The sequence below is a fragment of the Pseudomonas sp. NPDC087803 genome (assembly GCF_044742995.1).
GTDB lineage: Bacteria > Pseudomonadota > Gammaproteobacteria > Pseudomonadales > Pseudomonadaceae > Aquipseudomonas.
In genome coordinates this window covers 1-18,147 of record NZ_JBIUVO010000006.1, presented here as the reverse complement: position 1 = coordinate 18,147, position 18,147 = coordinate 1, and the positions used below count along the sequence as shown (strand labels likewise).

Sequence of the window (18,147 nt, the reverse complement as noted above, 5' to 3'; positions counted from 1 at the left end):
TTGTTGAGATGAAGATCGGTGTAATCGGTGGCGGCCAGTTGGGCCGCATGTTGGCGCTGGCGGGCACTCCGCTGGGCATGAACTTCGCTTTCCTCGACCCTGCGCCGGACGCTTGCGCCGCCGCGCTGGGCGAACACCTGCGGGCCGATTACGGCGATCAGGATCACCTGCGTCAACTGGCCGATGAAGTCGATCTGGTGACCTTCGAGTTCGAAAGCGTCCCGGCCGAAACCGTGGCGTTCCTCTCGCAATTCGTCCCGGTGTACCCGAGCGCCGAAGCCCTGCGCATCGCTCGTGACCGCTGGTTCGAGAAGAGCATGTTCAAGGACCTGGGCATCCCGACCCCGGCCTTCGCCGACATTCAATCGCAAGCCGACCTGGACGCCGCCGTGGCTTCGATCGGTCTGCCGGCCGTGCTGAAAACCCGCACTCTGGGTTACGACGGCAAGGGCCAGAAAGTCCTGCGCAAGCCGGAAGACGTGGTCGGCACCTTCGCCGAGCTGGGCAGCGTGGCCTGCCTGCTGGAAGGCTTCGTGCCGTTCACCGGCGAAGTCTCGCTGATCGCCGTGCGTGCCCGCGATGGTGAAACGAAGTTCTATCCACTGGTGCACAACACCCACGACAGCGGCATCCTCAAGCTGTCGGTGGCCAGTACCGATCACCCGCTACAGGCGCTGGCTGAAGACTATTCCAGCCGCGTGCTCAAGCAACTGGATTACGTCGGCGTGATGGCGTTCGAGTTCTTTGAAGTCGACGGAGGCCTGAAGGCTAACGAGATCGCCCCGCGCGTGCACAACTCCGGGCACTGGACCACCGAAGGCGCCGAGTGCAGCCAGTTCGAAAACCACTTGCGCGCCGTTGCCGGCCTGCCGCTGGGTTCGACCGCCAAGGTCGGCGAGAGCGCCATGCTCAACTTCATCGGCGTGGTTCCGCCGGTGGAGAAGGTCATCGCTATCGAAGATTGCCATCTGCACCACTACGGCAAAGCCTTCAAGGCCGGGCGCAAGGTCGGTCACGCCAACCTGCGCTGCGCCGACATGGCCACGCTGCAGGCGCAGATCGTCAAGGTCGAAGCGCTGATCGCCGAGTAACGACAGTTTCATCTGGCAGCGGCGGAACCATTCAGGCACCGTCGTTCTCTCATGGCAGGATGCCAAAGTCTGACTAGGCTTTGGCATATCTACTATTCAGCGTCAGAGGGAAATGCCATGGGAATTATCGGAACCATCTTTATCGGCTTGATCGTCGGCCTGCTGGCACGCTTCCTCAAACCGGGCGATGACAGCATGGGTTGGATCATGACCATCCTGCTCGGTATCGGCGGTTCGCTGGCGGCCACTTACGGCGGCCAGGCTCTGGGTATCTATCAGGCCGGTCAGGGCGCGGGCTTCATCGGTGCACTGGTCGGCGCGATCGTGCTGCTGGTGATCTACGGCCTGATCAAAAAGAACTGATCCAAGCGACCAAGTCCTCTCTGCCAGCGCGGCAGGGAGGGCTAGAATGCTCGGCGATTCAACGTCCTTCCTTTATCCGAGCATCTTTTACCGAGCACCTTCATGCGCCGTCTTCTGTTGACTCTCCTTTTGCTGGGCAGCGGTCTGGCCCACGCCGGCGAACTGCCGGAAACCGACTGGCTGGAACTGATGCCCAAGTCGGACCAGAAAGCCCTCGAGGCCATGCCCGAAATCGATCACAACTCCCCGGAAGCCACCGGCACCTTCACTGAGAAGGGCGGGATGAAACAGGCCAAGGGCCTGCCGGCGGTGATGTATTCGACCAAGACCGTGGCGTCGATGAACGACAAGCACATCCGCATCGGCGGCTATCCGGTGCCGCTGGAATCCGACGCCAAGGGCCGCAGCACGCTGTTCTTCCTCGTGCCGTACCCGGGCGCGTGCATCCACGTACCGCCACCGCCACCGAATCAACTGGTGCTGGTGCGTTATCCCAAAGGCTTGAAGCTGGATGACATCTACACACCGCTGTGGGTGACCGGCACGCTGAAGATCGAAAAGGTCAGCAACGATCTGGCCGATGCGGCGTATGCGCTGGAAGCGGACAAGGTGCGGGTGGTGCAGGAGTCCGATCTCTAACACCTGAACAATTGTAGCGAGGGGATTTATCCCCGATGGGTTGCGAAGCGACCCCCGCTTTGCATCAAGGGCAGGGGCCTGCTCCGCAGGCCATCGGGGATAAATCCCCTCACCACAAAGGCTTTCACCCACATTGATTGCGGTGCTGGTTACAGCGGTTTGCTGCCGACGCTGACGCCCATGGTATGGCTCGCACCCGACGCCAGGTTCACCACATCATCCAGCACATTCGCCGTCTCGATGCACAGCATGCGCTGCCAGCCATCGTTGTCCATGTCGCTGAACGCCGCTGCACGGTCGATCCACGGGTTCCAGATCACTGCCGTGCGCGAACCGGTAGCGGTCAGCACAAGGCGTCGCTCCCAGGTCGGGTCGACGATGCTCAACTGCGGTGGAGCGTCGAGGTAGATGCGGTCGGTTTCGCCGGCGAAGCGCAGATCGCCTTGCTGGTGGTGGGTGTTCCAGTTGTCCAGGGTCTCGATGTAATCCAGACCGTCCACACCGTCGACGTGCACGTTGCGCACATCACTGACGGCGAAGTAACTGTGCAATGCCTGGCTGATGCTGACGCTTTCGGCACCGCGATTGTGGCTGGTCAGGCTGATGTGCAACTGATCATTCAGATGCAGGGTCAGGGTCAGGTCGACCTGATGCGGCCAACCCGGGAAGCCACCTTCGGGGTAGGGCAGCTTGAACTCGACCTTGATGCCATCGGCTTCGGCCTCGATACCGCCCAGCTCCCAGTCCATCGCGCGGACAAAGCCGTGGGCCTGTGCCGGCTCTTCGCTGACGCGCATTTCCTGCACGCTTTGCGGGTTGCGCGCGAAGACCCCGAACCACGGCCAGCACACCGGGACACCAGCGCGAATGCTCTTGCCGGTCTTGAACACGGCCTTGTCGTTGAGCCAGATGATCGGCGGCTGGCCGTCGATCTGATAACTGAGGATATGCGCGCCTTGCTGGGCCACCAGCACTTCGGCCTGACCGTGGCGGATGCGCCAGCAGTTCAGTTCATCCAGTTTCACGGCTTCAACATTGGGCGTGTTCATGGGACAACTCTCGATCAGACACTTGGGACGACTATCGACCGCAAAACCGCGGTGAGGTTTAACGCGCGCGCGGCGGTACCGAGCGGGTGCGACCGCTGCCGTCGATGGCGACGAAGACGAACACCGCCTCGGTCACTTTACGCCATTCGCTGGACAGCGGATCGTCGCTCCACACTTCGACCATCATCTGGATCGAGCTGCGGCCGATTTCCAGGGTCTGGGTATAAAAGGACAATTGCGCGCCCACCGCGACCGGCACCAGAAAGGCCATGCGGTCGATGGCCACGGTCGCCACACGGCCACCGGCCACGCGGCTGGCCATCGCGGTACCCGCGAGATCCATCTGCGCCACCAGCCAGCCGCCGAAAATATCGCCAAAGCCGTTGGTTTCGCGGGGGAGTGCGGTAATTTGCAGGGCCAGGTCGCCTTGCGGGATCGGATCTTCTTGTTCGAGCTCTATCATGCCGGGGGTGCCTCTGACCCGTGACTCTTCGTTGGTATTGCTGGTGGTAGCCGTCTTCAGGAAAAACGATTCAGCACCGAACATACTGCGTTCGTCACGTTTTCCATAGGCGCCTAAAGGGGAAACTCTGCGAAACCGGCTGATCCCGTTCAAAGGCCGGGCCAACGACGTTTTCGCACAGCAACCCCCTACAAACCGGAGCAAGGTTGCGAGTATATCGGTCGGTAGACTCCGCGACGACCTTCGGGTTCTGATTTTGACCGGCAAATACGCGCCTCTATGTGCTTTTTCGAACAATTTGCTATGGTGCCGAACCTGCCCAAGCCACAGCCAGCGTTGTTGTGGCGGTAGATCCGCCTATAAGAGAAGCCCTTGCCATGACCACAGCGCCTTCGAGCCTCGCGCAGCCCGAGCAACCTGCACGCCCCCTGACCCGCAATGACTACAAGACTTTGTCGCTATCGGCCCTGGGCGGTGCGCTGGAGTTTTACGATTTCATCATCTTCGTGTTCTTCGCCACCGTGGTCGGCAAGCTGTTTTTCCCGGCCGACATGCCCGAGTGGCTGCGCCTGATGCAGACCTTCGGCATCTTCGCCGCGGGCTATCTGGCGCGGCCGCTGGGCGGCATCGTCATGGCGCACTTCGGCGACCTGCTGGGACGCAAGAAGATGTTCACCCTGAGCATTTTCATGATGGCCGTGCCGACCCTGATCATGGGCCTGCTGCCAACCTATGCGCAGATCGGTATGTGGGCGCCGATCCTGCTGTTGCTGATGCGAGTGATCCAGGGCGCGGCGATTGGCGGTGAGGTGCCGGGGGCGTGGGTCTTCGTTTCCGAACACGTGCCGCAAAAGCACATCGGCTACGCCTGCGGCACCCTGACCAGCGGCCTGACGGCGGGTATCCTGCTCGGCTCGCTGGTCGCCACCGCGATCAACAGCATTTATACACCGGTGGAAGTTGCGGATTACGCCTGGCGCATCCCGTTCCTGCTCGGTGGCGTATTCGGCCTGTTCTCGGTGTATCTGCGCCGCTGGCTGCACGAGACTCCGGTGTTCGCCGAGTTGCAACTGCGCAAGGCGCTGGCCGAAGAAGTGCCGCTGCGCGCCGTGCTGCGTGACCATCGTGGGGCAATCGCAATCTCGATGCTGCTGACCTGGTTGCTGTCCGCTGGCATCGTCGTGGTGATCCTGATGACCCCGACCGTGCTGCAGACGGTCTATCACTTCTCGCCAACGGTGGCGCTGCAATCCAACAGCCTGGCGATCGTGTTCCTCAGCGTCGGTTGCATCATCTCCGGTGCGCTGGCCGATCGCTTGGGCGCAGGCCGGGTGTTTGTCTTCGGTTCGCTGGGCTTGCTGATCAACTCCTGGACCTTCTATCACAGCCTCGCCGATCACCCGAACTGGCTATTCCCGCTGTATGCGCTGACCGGTCTGCTGGTCGGCACCATCGGTGCGGTGCCATACGTGATGGTCAAGGCATTCCCGCCGGTGGTGCGCTTCAGCGGATTGTCGTTCTCGTACAACGTGGCGTACGCGATCTTCGGTGGCCTGACGCCGATGGTGGTCAGCCTGCTGCTTAAAGAGAGTGCGATGGGCCCGGCTTACTATGTGGCGGTACTGTGCACGATGGGGATTCTGGTGGGAGCGTGGCTCTGGAAGAAGGGGCGCTGAAAATCTTCACCTTTGGGAGCGGGCTTGCTCGCGAATGCGTTGTGTCAGTCTGCATATGAATAGGCTGACACGGCCTCTTCGCGAGCGAGCCCGCTCCCACATTAGTTCTGTGTTGTTCTCTGAGATCGTCGAATCATCTTGCAAAACCCGGATACTGGCCTTTCATCCAATTGTCATATTTCAGCCATAGAGTGTTCACACGGCCTGCTGATACTTGGCCCCGACTTAACACACCCTATCTGCTAGGAGTAAGGCATGAAACTGAAGCGTTTGATGGCGGCAATGACTTTTGTCGCTGCTGGCGTTGCGACTGCCCACGCGGTAGCCGCTGGCGTTGACCCGGCAATTCCGGCTTACACCAAAGTCACCGGTGTATCGGGCAACTTGTCCAGCGTTGGTTCCGACACTCTGGCCAACCTCATGACCCTGTGGGCTGAGAACTACAAGAAAGAATACCCGAACGTAAACATCCAGATTCAGGCCGCTGGCTCCGCCACCGCGCCACCTGCGCTGACTGAAGGCACCTCCAACCTGGGCCCGATGAGCCGCAAGATGAAGGACACCGAACTGGCGGCCTTCGAGCAGAAATACGGCTACAAGCCAACCGCAATCCCGGTTGCCGTGGACGCCCTGGCGGTGTTCGTGCACAAGGACAACCCGATCCAGCACCTGACCATGGAACAAGTTGACGCGATCTTCTCGTCCACCCGTCTGTGCGGCGCCAAAGCCGACGTGAAAACCTGGGGCGACCTGGGCGTGACCGGCGACCTGGCCAACAAGCCAGTGCAACTGTTCGGTCGTAACTCGGTATCCGGCACCTACGGCTACTTCAAGGAAGAAGCCCTGTGCAAAGGCGACTACAAGCCTAACGTCAACGAGCAACCAGGTTCGGCCTCGGTCGTGCAGTCGATCAGCTCCTCGCTGAACGGCATCGGTTACTCGGGCATCGGCTACAAGACCGCCAGCGTGAAAACCGTTGCTCTGTCGAAGAAAGGCAGCACTGACTTCATCGAAGACACCGAAGAAAACGCCCTGAACGGCAAGTACCCGCTGTCGCGCTTCCTCTACGTTTATGTGAACAAGGCACCGAACAAGCCTCTGGCCCCGCTGGAAGCCGAGTTCGTGAAACTGGTTCTGTCCAAACAGGGTCAGGAAGTTGTGGTGAAAGACGGCTACATCCCACTGCCAGCCAAGGTTGCTGCCAAAGCACTGGCTGACCTGGGTCTGCAGGAAGGCGGCGCTGAAGTCGCAAAGAAGTAACACCCTAGGTTCGGGCTGAGCCCCGAACCTGCAGGAACCCTGTAGGAGCTGTCGAGTGAAACGAGGCTGCGATCTTTTGATCTGGCCTCTGATTGCAAGATCAAAAGATCGCAGCCTCGGTTCCCTCGGCAGCTCCTACACAGGTTTCAGGCTGTTCCAAAAAAGGTCCAACGACCTATCGAATTTTCAATCCTCCTCCAGTACCCGCTGGCGGTGGATTTGGTGCGTCACTGCATTGTCATCTTTCTGTCATACAGGATCGCTAGGGTGTGCGCATGAATGATCTGGCCAATTCCCCAATGACTACGACTTCCCCTCCCAAGCGCATTGATTTCAATACGCCTGAGCTGCAACGCAAGCGCCGCATTCGCGCGCTCAAGGATCGCTTCACCCGCTGGTACGTCCTCGTTGGCGGTCTGGCGGTGCTGGCAGCCATCACGCTGATCTTCTTCTTCCTCGCCTACGTCGTTGCACCGTTGTTCCACGGTGCCAGCCTGACCGCGAAAGATGCCATTACCCCAGCCTGGATGCAGGACGCCGGCAAGTCGCTGATGATTTCGCTCGAAGAGCAGAATCAGGTGGCGATGCGCGTTTCCGACAAGGGCCAGGCGCTGTTCTTCGACATCGACAGTGGCGCTGAATTGAAGCGCGTCGATCTGCCGGTTCCTGCCGGCGCTACCGTAACTTCCATCGGTGAAGATCAGCCAGGTCATCCACTGGTGGCCGTGGGCCTGTCCAACGGCCAGGCGCTGGTGTTCCGTCACACCTATAAAGTCAGCTACCCCGATGGCAAGAAAACCATTACTCCGGCCATCGAGTACCCGTACGGCAACACGCCGATCGCGGTGAACGAGAGCGGCGGGGCACTGGAGCACGTCAGCCTCAACGCCACCGACACGACCCTGATGCTGGTGGGCTCGACCGGTTCGCAACTCAATGTTTTGTCGCTGACCAGCGAAGAAAACATGATGACCGGTGAAGTCACCAACGAGCAGAAGCGTATCGAGCTGCCGCAGATGACTGAGCCGGTGAAAAACATCTTCGTCGACCCGCGCCAGCAATGGCTCTACGTGGTCAACGGGCGTGCTCAGGCCGACGTGTTCAGCCTGCGCGACAAGAGCCTCAACGGTCGCTACAAACTGCTGGAAAACGCTGACGCCGAAGTCACCGCGAGCACGCAACTGGTGGGCGGCATCTCGCTGATCATCGGTGACTCCAAGGGTGGCCTGGCCCAGTGGTTCATGGCGCGTGATACCGATGGCGAGCTGCGCCTGAAGCAGATCCGTACCTTCCAGATGGGCTCGGCGCCAATCGTTGAAATCACCGCCGAAGAACGCCGCAAGGGCTTCCTCGCCCTCGATGCCAGCGGCAAGCTCGGCGTGTTCCACAGCACCGCGCACCGCACCCTGCTGGTCGAGCCGGTCGCCGAAGGCCAGGGCCTGTTTGGTCTGTCGCCGCGCGCCAACCGGGTGATCGTCGAGGCCGGCGGCAAGCTGCAACCGCTGCTGCTCGACAACCCGCACCCGGAAGTGTCGTGGAGCGCGTTGTGGAGCAAGGTCTGGTACGAGAACTACGACGAGCCTAAATACGTCTGGCAATCGACCGCGGCCAACACCGATTTCGAACCGAAACTGAGCCTCTCGCCACTGACCTTCGGCACCCTGAAAGCCGCGTTTTACGCGATGCTGCTGGCGGCACCGCTGGCGGTTGCCGCTGCGATCTACACCGCCTACTTCATGGCCCCGGGCATGCGCCGCAAGGTCAAGCCGGTGATCGAACTGATGGAAGCGATGCCGACGGTGATCCTCGGTTTCTTCGCCGGTCTGTTCCTCGCGCCGTATGTGGAAGGGCATCTGCCGGGCATCTTCAGCCTGCTGATGCTGCTGCCGATCGGCATTCTGGTCGCCGGTTTCACCTTCAGTCGCCTGCCTGAGTCGATCCGCCTGAAAGTCCCGGATGGCTGGGAGAGTGCGCTGCTGATTCCGGTGATTCTGTTTGTCGGTTGGCTGTCGCTGTACATGAGCCCGTTCATGGAGAACTGGTTCTTCGGCGGTGACATGCGCATGTGGATCTCCCACGACCTGGGCATCACCTACGACCAGCGCAACGCTCTGGTGGTCGGTCTGGCGATGGGTTTCGCGGTGATCCCGAACATCTACTCGATCGCCGAAGACGCCGTGTTCAGTGTGCCGCGTGGCCTGACCCTCGGTTCCCTGGCGCTCGGTGCCACGCCGTGGCAGACCATGACCCGCGTGGTGATCCTCACCGCCAGCCCGGGGATCTTCTCCGCGCTGATGATCGGCATGGGTCGTGCGGTCGGCGAAACCATGATCGTGCTGATGGCCACCGGTAACACCCCGGTCATGGAAATGAACCTGTTCGAAGGCCTGCGCACCCTGGCCGCCAACGTCGCGGTGGAAATGCCCGAGTCGGAAGTCGGCGGCAGCCACTACCGCGTGCTGTTCCTCTCGGCGCTGGTGCTGCTGTTGTTCACCTTCGTCATGAACACCCTGGCAGAACTGATTCGTCAGCGTCTGCGCAAGAAATACTCGTCGCTTTAAGAAAGGTAGAATTCTGTGAAACAGAACTCCCTGAATTGATGGTTCAAGAGCGGCGCCCCAGGCGTCTGGATCAGCGGTGGCGCGGTGTCCATCGCGGTCATCATGACCATTGGCCTGCTGGCGGTGATTGCCGTGCGCGGTCTGGGTCACTTCTGGCCGGCGGACCTGATCCACGCCAACTACGACGTACCGGGCCAGGCCAATCACCTGGTCATCGGCGAAGTAGTACAGAAAGAAGAAGTGCCGCGTGCCCGTCTGAAGAGCGCCGGCCTGCCAGTGCCTGATCAGGGCCCGGAATTCATGACCCGTGAGCTGATCAAGGTCGGCAACCGTGACTTGAACGGCAATGACTTCACCTGGATCGTCGGCGAGTGGCTGACCAACCAGACCACGCCGCCCGAGTTGATGGCGATCGAGCGTCGCGAGTGGGGCAACTTCTACGGCTACCTGGTCAACGTCAAACAGGACGGCAAGGTGATCGCCGAAGGCGAAGCGGCCTGGCCTGAGCTGCAAGCGCGGATCAACCGTGTGAACGGCCTTGCCGCGCAACTCAAGTCGCTGGAAAAGACCGACATCGGTGCGATCAACGCAGGGCTGGAACGCATCCGTCTGCACGGGCGCAAACTGGAACTCGACGGCAAACTCGACGCCACCGCGCAAGCGGACATGGACGCCGAGCGCGCCGAGCTGAACGCGCGCTATCAGGACATCGAAGCCCGTCTGAGCGATCTGCATGCACAGTTCAACCGCGACGCGTTGACCGCCCGCGATGCCAACGGCAAAGAGATCGAAATCAGCCTGGGCAAAGTGGTGCACGCCTATCAGCCGAATGCCATGGGCACGATGACCAAGATCGGCTTCTACTTCAGCAAGGTCTGGGAGTTCCTGTCCGACGACCCGCGTGAAGCGAACACCGAGGGCGGGATCTTCCCGGCGATCTTCGGCACCGTGATGATGACTCTGATCATGGCCATGATCGTCACCCCGTTCGGCGTGCTGGCGGCGGTGTACCTGCGTGAATACGCCAAGCAGAACGCCCTGACCCGGATCATCCGCATCGCGGTGAACAACCTCGCCGGCGTTCCGGCCATCGTCTACGGCGTGTTCGGTCTGGGCTTCTTCGTTTACGTGCTGGGTGGTTCGGTCGACCGTCTATTCTTCCCGGAAGCATTGCCGGCGCCGACCTTCGGTACGCCGGGTCTGCTCTGGGCCTCGCTGACCCTGGCGCTGCTGGCGGTGCCGGTGGTGATCGTGGCGACCGAGGAAGGTCTGGCGCGTATTCCGCGCACCGTGCGTGAAGGCTCGCTGGCACTGGGCGCGACCAAGGCGGAAACGCTGTGGAAGATCGTCCTGCCAATGGCCAGCCCGGCGATGATGACCGGCATGATCCTCGCCGTGGCCCGTGCCGCCGGTGAAGTGGCGCCGCTGATGCTGGTGGGTGTGGTGAAACTGGCGCCGTCGCTGCCGGTGGATGGCAACTACCCGTACCTGCACCTGGACCAGAAGATCATGCACCTGGGCTTCCACATCTACGACGTCGGCTTCCAGAGCCCGAACGTCGAAGCCGCACGGCCACTGGTGTACGCCACGGCGCTGCTGCTGGTGCTGGTGATCGCCACGTTGAACCTGTCGGCCGTGTGGATTCGTAACCACCTGCGCGAAAAATACAAAGCACTGGATAGCTGATTTCTTATGTAGGAGTGAGCCTGCTCGCGATCGCAACACCGCGGTTTCGTAGATAAACCGCAGCGCCTGAATCGCGAGCAGGCTCACTCCTACAAAAACCGAACCGAATTTGTTAGCACAGGGAGCCTCCCATGCAGCACGAAACACATACCCACGGCATCAACATGTCGGCCCTGGGTCGCGACAAGCAGAGCTTGAGCCTCGAGCAGGAAACCGTAGCCATCGAAGTCCCGGGCCTGAGCCTGTTCTACGGCGAGAAGCAGGCGCTGTTCGACGTCAGCATGAACATCCCGAAACAGCGCGTGACCGCCTTCATCGGCCCGTCCGGCTGCGGCAAGTCCACGCTGCTGCGCACCTTCAACCGCATGAACGACCTGGTTGACGGTTGCCGTGTCGAAGGCGCGATCAACCTGTACGGCAACAACATCTACCGCAAGGGCGAAGACGTCGCCGAACTGCGTCGCCGCGTCGGCATGGTGTTCCAGAAGCCCAACCCGTTCCCCAAGACCATCTACGAAAACGTGGTCTACGGCCTGCGCATCCAGGGCATCAACAAGAAGCGCATCCTCGACGAAGCGGTCGAGTGGGCGTTGAAAGGCGCGGCACTGTGGGACGAAGTCAAAGACCGTCTGCACGACTCGGCACTCGGCCTGTCCGGTGGTCAGCAGCAGCGTCTGGTGATCGCGCGCACCATCGCGGTTGAACCGGAAGTGTTGCTGCTCGACGAACCGTGCTCGGCCCTCGACCCGATCTCGACCCTGAAAGTCGAAGAGCTGATCTACGAGCTGAAGTCCAAGTTCACCATCGTCATCGTCACCCACAACATGCAGCAGGCCGCGCGGGTTTCCGACTACACGGCGTTCATGTACATGGGCAAACTGGTGGAGTTCGGCGACACCGACACCCTGTTCACCAACCCGGCGAAGAAGCAGACCGAAGACTACATCACAGGGCGATACGGCTAGCCGTTCAGCCATGCAGCTGCGAGCCTCAAGCCGCGCGCGGCAAGTCAAAGCAGTACAGCGTATCGACAAATTTCAGCTTGCAGCTCGTAGCTTGCAGCTCAAAGCTTTTGCGGAGCAAACAACATGATTTCTAAGGAAGGCCTCACTCATCACATTTCCGCGCAGTTCAACGCTGAACTGGAAGAAGTGCGCAGCCACCTGCTGGCCATGGGCGGGCTGGTCGAGAAGCAGGTCAACGACGCGGTCACCGCGCTGATCGAGGCCGACTCTGGCCTGGCCCAACAGGTGCGCGAGATCGACGACCAGATCAATCAGATGGAACGCAACATCGACGAAGAATGCCTGCGCATTCTCGCCCGTCGTCAGCCGGCGGCGTCTGACCTGCGTCTGATCATCAGCATCTCCAAGTCGGTGATCGACCTGGAACGCATCGGCGACGAAGCGACCAAGATCGCCCGCCGCGCCATTCAGCTGTGCGAAGAAGGCGAAGCGCCGCGCGGTTACGTCGAAGTGCGTCACATCGGCGACCAGGTGCGCAACATGGTTCGCGATGCGCTGGACGCGTTTGCCCGCTTCGACGCCGATCTGGCCCTGTCGGTGGCGCAATACGACAAGGTCATCGACCGCGAATACAAGACCGCCCTGCGCGAGCTGGCGACCTACATGATGGAAGACCCGCGCTCTATCTCGCGGGTTCTGAGCATTATCTGGGTGCTGCGTTCGCTGGAGCGTATCGGTGACCACGCGCGCAACATCTCGGAACTGGTGATCTACCTGGTGCGCGGCACCGATGTGCGCCATCTGGGCCTCAAACGCATGAAAGAAGAAGTTCAAGGCACAAGCGGCGAAACCGCTAATGTTCCGGGCGATGCTGACGATAAGTAAGATTGCCTGAGAAAAGCGCCCGGCCCTTTGGCCGGGCGTTTTTGTTTAGGGCGAATCGAATTGAAAAGCAGCACCCGCGAACGAAAAGTCCCGGCGTGACTGAAGATTGTTGGCAATGTGCCATCAGCAAAGCGGTATGCTTGCCGGGATTTTTATAGGGGTGTTGGATGAGCAAGATCAGTGTGTTGGTCGTGGACGACGCTTCGTTCATTCGCGACCTGGTGAAAAAGTGCCTGCGTAACTACTTCCCGGGGATCCGCACCGAGGACGCCGTCAACGGCAAAAAGGCTCAGGCCATGCTGGCCAGGGAAGCGTTCGACCTGGTGCTGTGCGACTGGGAAATGCCGGAAATGTCCGGTCTCGAACTGCTGACTTGGTGCCGCGAGCAAGACAATCTCAAGACCATGCCATTCGTCATGGTCACCAGCCGTGGCGACAAGGAAAACGTCGTCCAGGCGATTCAGGCCGGGGTTTCCGGCTACGTCAGCAAGCCGTTCACCAACGAACAACTGCTGACCAAGGTCAAGCAGGCGCTGAACAAGGTCGGCAAGCTCGACACCCTGATGAACAGCGCGCCGACCAAGATGAACTCGGCGTTCGGCAACGACTCCCTGAGCGCGTTGACCGGTGGCAAGCCTGCCGTGGTCGGTGCTGCGCCGGCGGCCGCTGCTGCGGTCAATCCGTTCGCCAAGCCAGCGGTTGTCGCGCCAACGCCAGCCGCTGCGCCGTCGCGGGGTCTGCTCAACAGCCCGCCGGTACAGGCACCGGCTGCCTCGAAAGCGCCAGCCGGTGGTCGTGGCCAAGGCCAGCTGCGCCTGCCAAGCGGCACCCAGCAATGCGTGATCAAGGCCCTGAGCATCAAGGAAGCGCTGCTGGTGGTGAAACGCACCGACACCCTGCCGCAGATTCTCGACAGCGCCGTGCTCGATCTGGAGCAGGGCGACAACGCCGAAATCGCCCGCCTCAACGGCTACCTGCACGCCATCGTCGCTCACGAACAGAAAGCCGACAGCGACTGGCTGCAGCTGACCTTCCGTTTCGTCGACCAGGATGCGCAGAAGCTCGACTACATCTCCCGCCTGATCGCCCGCGGCACGGCGCAGAAGCACTTCGTTCCGGGCGCTTGATCTTCGTCGCCTGACACACCGCCTTCGCGAGCAAGCCCGCTCACACCTTTGAAATGCATTCCAAGGTGGGAGCGGGCTTGCTCGCGAAGGGGTCATCACTGACGACGTCCATTTTCCAGACTGCCCAATTTGAAACATCTGTCGACTAGCCTGGTCTGTCTCAGCTGCTAGGCTCTTTTCCAGGCCTTACTCGACAGAACTTTGCCCATGCTCGCGCGCCTGCTGTTTTTCTGTGGTCTTTTCCTGGCCTCCACCTCGACTGTGGCCATGACCATCTACAAATCCACCGATGCCAACGGCGTGGTCTCGTACAGCGACCGCCCGAGCAAAGGCTCGCAGGTGTTCGTGTTTCAGGACCGCATGGTCGAGCACCTCGAGCGTCAGGTGTATCTCGACATCAAGAAGCAGAAGGGCAGCGACGTGGTGTTCGTGCGCAATGACCTGTATGCGCCGGTCGAGGTGGCGCTGGCGTTTACCGGGATGAGCAATGTGCGTGGCGCCCCGGCGCAAACCATCCGCCGGGTGCTGCCGGCACGCAGCAATACCCGCTTGGCGTTGCTCACAGCGATAACCAGCGGCCAGCCGCTGGTGTATTCCCCGCAATTCCAGTATTCGCTGGGTGACCCTGCAGGCGCCGCGCAGAGCTATCGTTACCCGTTGCCGTGGCGGGGCGGGCCGTTTCGTCTGAGTCAGGGTGCCAACGGCCAGTACAGCCACTACGGACCGAAGAACAAGTATGCGATGGACATCGCCATGCCGGTGGGTACACCGATCATTGCCGCACGGGCCGGAGTGGTGGTGAAAACCGAAAATTCACAGAGCGGACGCGGCAATGATGCCTCCGGCAATTTCGTCCGGGTGCTGCACGATGACGGCACCATGGGTGTGTACCTGCATCTCAAGCAAGGTTCGGTGAGCGTGCGCGAAGGGCAGCGAGTAACGGTCGGCAGCCCGCTGGCGCTATCAGGCAATACCGGCAACAGCAGCGGCCCGCATCTGCACTTTGTGGTGCAGCGCAATACGGGGCAGGGGCTGGTATCGATTCCGTATCAGTTCAACCAGCCGCTGGGGGCGTTGCCCAACTTTGCGTTGGGCAAACAGTAGAAAGCAAAAGATCGCAGCCTTCGGCAGCTCCTACTTTGGAATGTATATCCCTGTAGGAGCTGCCGAAGGCTGCGATCTTTTAGCAGGCAATGCGGTTTCCCGCATTGCACTCAATCCAGCATCAACACCTTCGCCAGCACAATCTTCGGCCCTTTCATCTTCTTGATGATGATCCGCAGGCCTTCGACTTCCAGCACTTCTTCCTCTTCCGGCACCCGTTTCAGGGTTTCGTAGACCAGCCCGGCGAGGGTTTCGGCTTCGATGTGATCCAGGTCGATACCGAGCAGGCGTTCAACCTTGAACAACGGCGTGTCGCCACGCACCAGCAGCTTGCCCGGCTGATACGCGAGGATCCCGCGCTCGGCCTTGCGGTGTTCGTCCTGAATGTCGCCGACCAGCACTTCCAGCACGTCTTCCATGGTCAGGTAGCCGATGATGTTGCCGTCGGCCTCTTCAACCACGGCGAAGTGCGAGCCGCCCTTGCGGAACTGCTCCAGCAGTTGCGACAGCGGCATGTGCCGCGACACGCGCTCCAGTGGACGGGTCAGTTCAGCCAGGTTGAACGACTCGGGAATGTGGTCCAGCGCCGCCAGTTCCAGCAGCAGGTCCTTGATGTGCAGCAGGCCGACGAACTCCTGGCGCTCGCTGTCGTACACCGGGTAACGGCTGAACTTGTGGCGACGGAACATCGCGAGGATTTCTTTCAGCGGCGCGTTGAATTCGAGGGTGATCAGGTCTTCACGGGAGTTGGCCCAGTCGACCACTTCCAGTTCACCCATCTCCACTGCCGAGGCCAGCACGCGCATGCCTTGGTCGCTCGGATCCTGACCACGGCTGGAGTGCAGGATCAGTTTCAGTTCTTCGCGGCTGTAATGGTGTTCGTGGTGCGGGCCGGGTTCGCCTTGGCCGGCGATCCGCAGAATCGCGTTGGCGCTGGCATTGAGCAGGTAGATTGCCGGGTACATCGCCCAGTAGAACAGGTACAGCGGCACCGCCGTCCACAGCGACAGCAGCTCCGGTTTGCGGATCGCCCACGACTTGGGCGCCAGCTCACCGACCACGATGTGCAGGTAGGAAATGATGAAGAACGCGGTGAAGAACGAAATGCCCTTGACCACTTCCGGCGACTGCACGCCGACCGCGCTCAGCAGCGGCTCGAGAAGGTGCGCGAACGCCGGCTCACCGACCCAGCCGAGGCCAAGGGAGGCGAGGGTGATACCGAGCTGACACGCCGAGAGGTACGCATCGAGCTGACTGTGTACGGTGCGCAGGATATGCCCGCGCCAGCCGTTCTTGTCGGCGATGGCCTCGACCCGGGTCGAGCGCAGTTTGACCATGGCGAATTCCGCCGCAACGAAGAAGCCGTTGAGCAAAACCAGGATCAGAGCGAAAAGAATCATGCCGAAGTCGGCGAAAATCGTAGCGAGGGACAAGCCAGGGGAAGGGTCCATGATGGAGTTTTGCAGGTTCCGTGTGATTCGTAAGAGAGAAGAAATCGCGCCTGAAAGGCAGACGCAAGTCAGCCAATGTAGCGGCTGACATGGTGATTGCCTAGTGGCGCGTGCTGGCCGGTATCACTCGGCGGCGCTGATGGCCCGTGCCTGGGCCACCTGAGCCGGGGCGAAATGGCAGGTGAACGTGCTGCCATGACCGGGCACGCTGCTGATCTCCATCCGCGCGCGGTGGCGCAGCAACACGTGTTTGACGATCGCCAGGCCGAGCCCGGTGCCGCCGGTGTTGGAGTTGCGGCTGGAGTCGACGCGGTAGAAGCGTTCGGTCAGGCGCGGCAGGTGTTTGCTGTCGATACCGATCCCGGAATCCTGCACGCTCAGGTGCGCGCCTTGCTCGTCGCCCCACCAGCGAATGCGGATGTTGCCCTCGGCCGGGGTGTACTTCACGGCGTTGAACACCAGGTTGGAGAAGGCGCTGCGCAGTTCCGCCTCGCTGCCCTTGAGCAGGATGCGCGCATCGGCTTCGAGGGTGATTTTCTGGTTCTTCTGCCCGGACAACTGCTGGGCGTCGCTCTTGATCGATTGCAGCAGCGTGTCGATCTGCACCGGTTGGTTGTCCGACGGATAATCGGTGGCTTCCAGTTTCGCCAGCAACAGCAGGTCATTGAGCAGCGTCTGCATGCGCCCGCCCTGTTGTTGCATCTGCTGCAAGGCGCGGCTCCAGCGCGGGTTCACTTCCTCGACATTGTCGAGCAGGGTTTCCAGATAGCCGCAGATTACGGTCAGCGGCGTGCGCAGCTCATGGGAGACGTTGGCGATGAAGTCTTTGCGCATCTGTTCCAACTGATGGATGCGCGTGACGTCGCGCACCAGCATCAAGTGTTCGTTGTTGCCGTAGCGCGTCAGGTACAGCTGAATGCGCACCCGATCATTGGTCGGCGAGGGGATTTCCAGCGGTTCGGCGTAGCTTTCCTGCTCGAAGTATTCCTTGAAGCGCGGATGGCGTACCAGGTTGGTCACCGGTTGGCCGCTGTCCTGCGGGGTCTTGAGGCCGAGCAGGGTTTCGGCCGCGCGGTTCCACCATTCCAGGTTGCCGTCGCTGTCGAGCATGATCACCGCATCTTTCAGCGCGGCGGTGGATTCCTGCACCCGGTCGATCACCGCTTGCAGACGCCCGCGTACCCGTTGGTCGCGGCGTTGCAGGTGGTAGATGCTGTCGAACACCTCGCCCCACAGGCCATAGCCGTCGGGCGGTGCTTCATCGGGTTGGTGCAGGCGCAGCCATTCGTGCAGACGCAGCAATTGCTTGAGCGTCCAGGCCAGGTAAATCCCCAGGCCGGCAGCGAGGCTCCAGCCGTAGTAGCCGGTGATCAGGCCGATCACCAGACACGCTGTGACCAGCAACAGCATGTGGCGAATCAGGGTGCCATGCCAGTTTTGATTCACGGAAAATACGGTCCTTGTCAGCGAGTCTGGCGGTCGGATCAGGCCTTGGTGGAAAACCGGTAGCCGGTGCCGCGCACGGTTTGTACCAGATTTTCGTAGGCGTCGCCGAGGGCCTTGCGCAGGCGTCGGATGTGCACGTCGACGGTGCGCTCTTCAACATAGACGTTGCCGCCCCAGACCTGATCCAGCAACTGCCCGCGCGTGTAGGCGCGTTCCTGGTGGGTCATGAAAAATTGCAGCAGACGGTATTCGGTCGGGCCCATCTCGGCCGGACGGCCGTCGATGGTCACGCGGTGGCTGATCTGGTCGAGCAGCAGGCCGCCGACTTCGATCGGGGGTTCGCCATCGTTCGGGCCGGCGCGGCGCAGCACGGCCTTGAGG

Annotated in this window: 16 protein-coding genes; 11 read left to right on the top strand and 5 right to left on the bottom strand. The window is 61.1% G+C overall.

What is annotated here, in order from left to right; genetic code table 11:
- The first annotated feature begins 8 nt into the window (after positions 1–8).
- From ACIOUG_RS06760 to ACIOUG_RS06750, 3 genes are all read left to right on the top strand, one after another.
- The gene (locus ACIOUG_RS06760; RefSeq protein ID WP_047596872.1) at positions 9–1,091 is read left to right on the top strand and encodes a 5-(carboxyamino)imidazole ribonucleotide synthase; all 1,083 of its coding nucleotides are present in this window, start codon (positions 9–11) and stop codon (positions 1,089–1,091) included.
- A 117-nt stretch (positions 1,092–1,208) separates the two neighbouring features.
- A complete protein-coding gene (locus ACIOUG_RS06755) occupies positions 1,209–1,454 on the top strand; it encodes a GlsB/YeaQ/YmgE family stress response membrane protein (RefSeq protein ID WP_003229635.1) in 246 nt (81 codons plus the stop codon).
- Positions 1,455–1,556: 102 nt separating this feature from the next.
- Positions 1,557–2,093 carry a DUF3299 domain-containing protein gene (locus tag ACIOUG_RS06750; RefSeq protein WP_027610367.1) on the top strand — a complete coding sequence of 179 codons (537 nt, stop codon included), beginning with the start codon at positions 1,557–1,559 and terminating at the stop codon, positions 2,091–2,093.
- A gap of 149 nt (positions 2,094–2,242) precedes the next feature.
- Here the strand turns inward: ACIOUG_RS06750 and ACIOUG_RS06745 are convergent, their stop codons facing one another.
- Together ACIOUG_RS06745 and ACIOUG_RS06740 are read right to left on the bottom strand one after the other, a co-directional pair.
- Positions 2,243–3,142: a D-hexose-6-phosphate mutarotase gene (locus tag ACIOUG_RS06745; RefSeq protein ID WP_401063621.1), complete on the bottom strand. Its 900-nt coding sequence runs from the start codon at positions 3,140–3,142 to the stop codon at positions 2,243–2,245.
- Between the two features lie 58 nt (positions 3,143–3,200).
- A complete protein-coding gene (locus ACIOUG_RS06740; protein ID WP_003229628.1) occupies positions 3,201–3,605 on the bottom strand; it encodes an acyl-CoA thioesterase in 405 nt (134 codons plus the stop codon).
- A 377-nt stretch (positions 3,606–3,982) separates the two neighbouring features.
- Between ACIOUG_RS06740 and ACIOUG_RS06735 the strand changes: the two genes are divergently transcribed.
- The 8 genes from ACIOUG_RS06735 (at position 3,983) to ACIOUG_RS06700 (ending at position 14,869) form a co-directional block, all read left to right on the top strand.
- Positions 3,983–5,281, top strand: coding sequence for an MFS transporter (locus ACIOUG_RS06735; RefSeq protein WP_401063619.1), 1,299 nt, complete (start codon positions 3,983–3,985; stop codon positions 5,279–5,281).
- 255 nt (positions 5,282–5,536) lie between these two features.
- Positions 5,537–6,541: a phosphate ABC transporter substrate-binding protein PstS gene (locus ACIOUG_RS06730; RefSeq protein WP_086792482.1), complete on the top strand. Its 1,005-nt coding sequence runs from the start codon at positions 5,537–5,539 to the stop codon at positions 6,539–6,541.
- Positions 6,542–6,816: 275 nt separating this feature from the next.
- A complete protein-coding gene (locus ACIOUG_RS06725) occupies positions 6,817–9,102 on the top strand; it encodes an ABC transporter permease subunit (RefSeq protein ID WP_401063616.1) in 2,286 nt (761 codons plus the stop codon).
- A gap of 69 nt (positions 9,103–9,171) precedes the next feature.
- Entirely contained in the window at positions 9,172–10,788 is a 1,617-nt protein-coding gene (gene pstA, locus ACIOUG_RS06720) for a phosphate ABC transporter permease PstA (RefSeq protein ID WP_401063803.1), read from the top strand.
- Between the two features lie 131 nt (positions 10,789–10,919).
- Positions 10,920–11,753, top strand: coding sequence for a phosphate ABC transporter ATP-binding protein PstB (pstB, locus tag ACIOUG_RS06715; protein ID WP_007962289.1), 834 nt, complete (start codon positions 10,920–10,922; stop codon positions 11,751–11,753).
- A gap of 123 nt (positions 11,754–11,876) precedes the next feature.
- A complete protein-coding gene (phoU, locus tag ACIOUG_RS06710) occupies positions 11,877–12,638 on the top strand; it encodes a phosphate signaling complex protein PhoU (RefSeq protein ID WP_007962290.1) in 762 nt (253 codons plus the stop codon).
- 167 nt (positions 12,639–12,805) lie between these two features.
- Positions 12,806–13,765, top strand: a complete 960-nt coding sequence (locus ACIOUG_RS06705; RefSeq protein WP_202369221.1) for a response regulator — start codon at positions 12,806–12,808, stop codon at positions 13,763–13,765.
- Positions 13,766–13,972: 207 nt separating this feature from the next.
- Complete coding sequence (locus ACIOUG_RS06700) at positions 13,973–14,869, top strand: peptidoglycan DD-metalloendopeptidase family protein (protein WP_401063613.1); 897 nt, start codon at positions 13,973–13,975, stop codon at positions 14,867–14,869.
- A 110-nt stretch (positions 14,870–14,979) separates the two neighbouring features.
- Here the strand turns inward: ACIOUG_RS06700 and ACIOUG_RS06695 are convergent, their stop codons facing one another.
- The 3 genes from ACIOUG_RS06695 to ACIOUG_RS06685 form a co-directional block, all read right to left on the bottom strand.
- Positions 14,980–16,320: a hemolysin family protein gene (locus ACIOUG_RS06695; protein ID WP_007962298.1), complete on the bottom strand. Its 1,341-nt coding sequence runs from the start codon at positions 16,318–16,320 to the stop codon at positions 14,980–14,982.
- A 123-nt stretch (positions 16,321–16,443) separates the two neighbouring features.
- Positions 16,444–17,730 (bottom strand): phosphate regulon sensor histidine kinase PhoR, encoded by a 1,287-nt coding sequence (gene phoR / locus ACIOUG_RS06690; RefSeq protein WP_247839951.1) that lies wholly within the window; start codon positions 17,728–17,730, stop codon positions 16,444–16,446.
- 74 nt (positions 17,731–17,804) lie between these two features.
- Positions 17,805–18,147 (bottom strand): winged helix-turn-helix domain-containing protein (locus ACIOUG_RS06685; RefSeq protein ID WP_401063611.1); only part of this gene is annotated, 343 nt, incomplete at its 5' end.

Excerpts from the sequence above, each read along its gene's own strand:
- ACIOUG_RS06760 (WP_047596872.1), top strand. The coding sequence starts at position 9 with ATGAAGATCGGTGTAATCGGTGGCGGCCAGTTGGGCCGCATGTTGGCG.
- ACIOUG_RS06755 (WP_003229635.1), top strand. The coding sequence starts at position 1,209 with ATGGGAATTATCGGAACCATCTTTATCGGCTTGATCGTCGGCCTGCTG.
- ACIOUG_RS06750 (WP_027610367.1), top strand. The coding sequence starts at position 1,557 with ATGCGCCGTCTTCTGTTGACTCTCCTTTTGCTGGGCAGCGGTCTGGCC.
- ACIOUG_RS06745 (WP_401063621.1), bottom strand. The coding sequence starts at position 3,142 with ATGAACACGCCCAATGTTGAAGCCGTGAAACTGGATGAACTGAACTGC.
- ACIOUG_RS06740 (WP_003229628.1), bottom strand. The coding sequence starts at position 3,605 with ATGATAGAGCTCGAACAAGAAGATCCGATCCCGCAAGGCGACCTGGCC.
- ACIOUG_RS06735 (WP_401063619.1), top strand. The coding sequence starts at position 3,983 with ATGACCACAGCGCCTTCGAGCCTCGCGCAGCCCGAGCAACCTGCACGC.
- ACIOUG_RS06730 (WP_086792482.1), top strand. The coding sequence starts at position 5,537 with ATGAAACTGAAGCGTTTGATGGCGGCAATGACTTTTGTCGCTGCTGGC.
- ACIOUG_RS06725 (WP_401063616.1), top strand. The coding sequence starts at position 6,817 with ATGAATGATCTGGCCAATTCCCCAATGACTACGACTTCCCCTCCCAAG.
- pstB (WP_007962289.1), top strand. The coding sequence starts at position 10,920 with ATGCAGCACGAAACACATACCCACGGCATCAACATGTCGGCCCTGGGT.
- phoU (WP_007962290.1), top strand. The coding sequence starts at position 11,877 with ATGATTTCTAAGGAAGGCCTCACTCATCACATTTCCGCGCAGTTCAAC.
- ACIOUG_RS06705 (WP_202369221.1), top strand. The coding sequence starts at position 12,806 with ATGAGCAAGATCAGTGTGTTGGTCGTGGACGACGCTTCGTTCATTCGC.
- ACIOUG_RS06700 (WP_401063613.1), top strand. The coding sequence starts at position 13,973 with ATGCTCGCGCGCCTGCTGTTTTTCTGTGGTCTTTTCCTGGCCTCCACC.
- ACIOUG_RS06695 (WP_007962298.1), bottom strand. The coding sequence starts at position 16,320 with ATGGACCCTTCCCCTGGCTTGTCCCTCGCTACGATTTTCGCCGACTTC.
- phoR (WP_247839951.1), bottom strand. The coding sequence starts at position 17,730 with ATGCTGTTGCTGGTCACAGCGTGTCTGGTGATCGGCCTGATCACCGGC.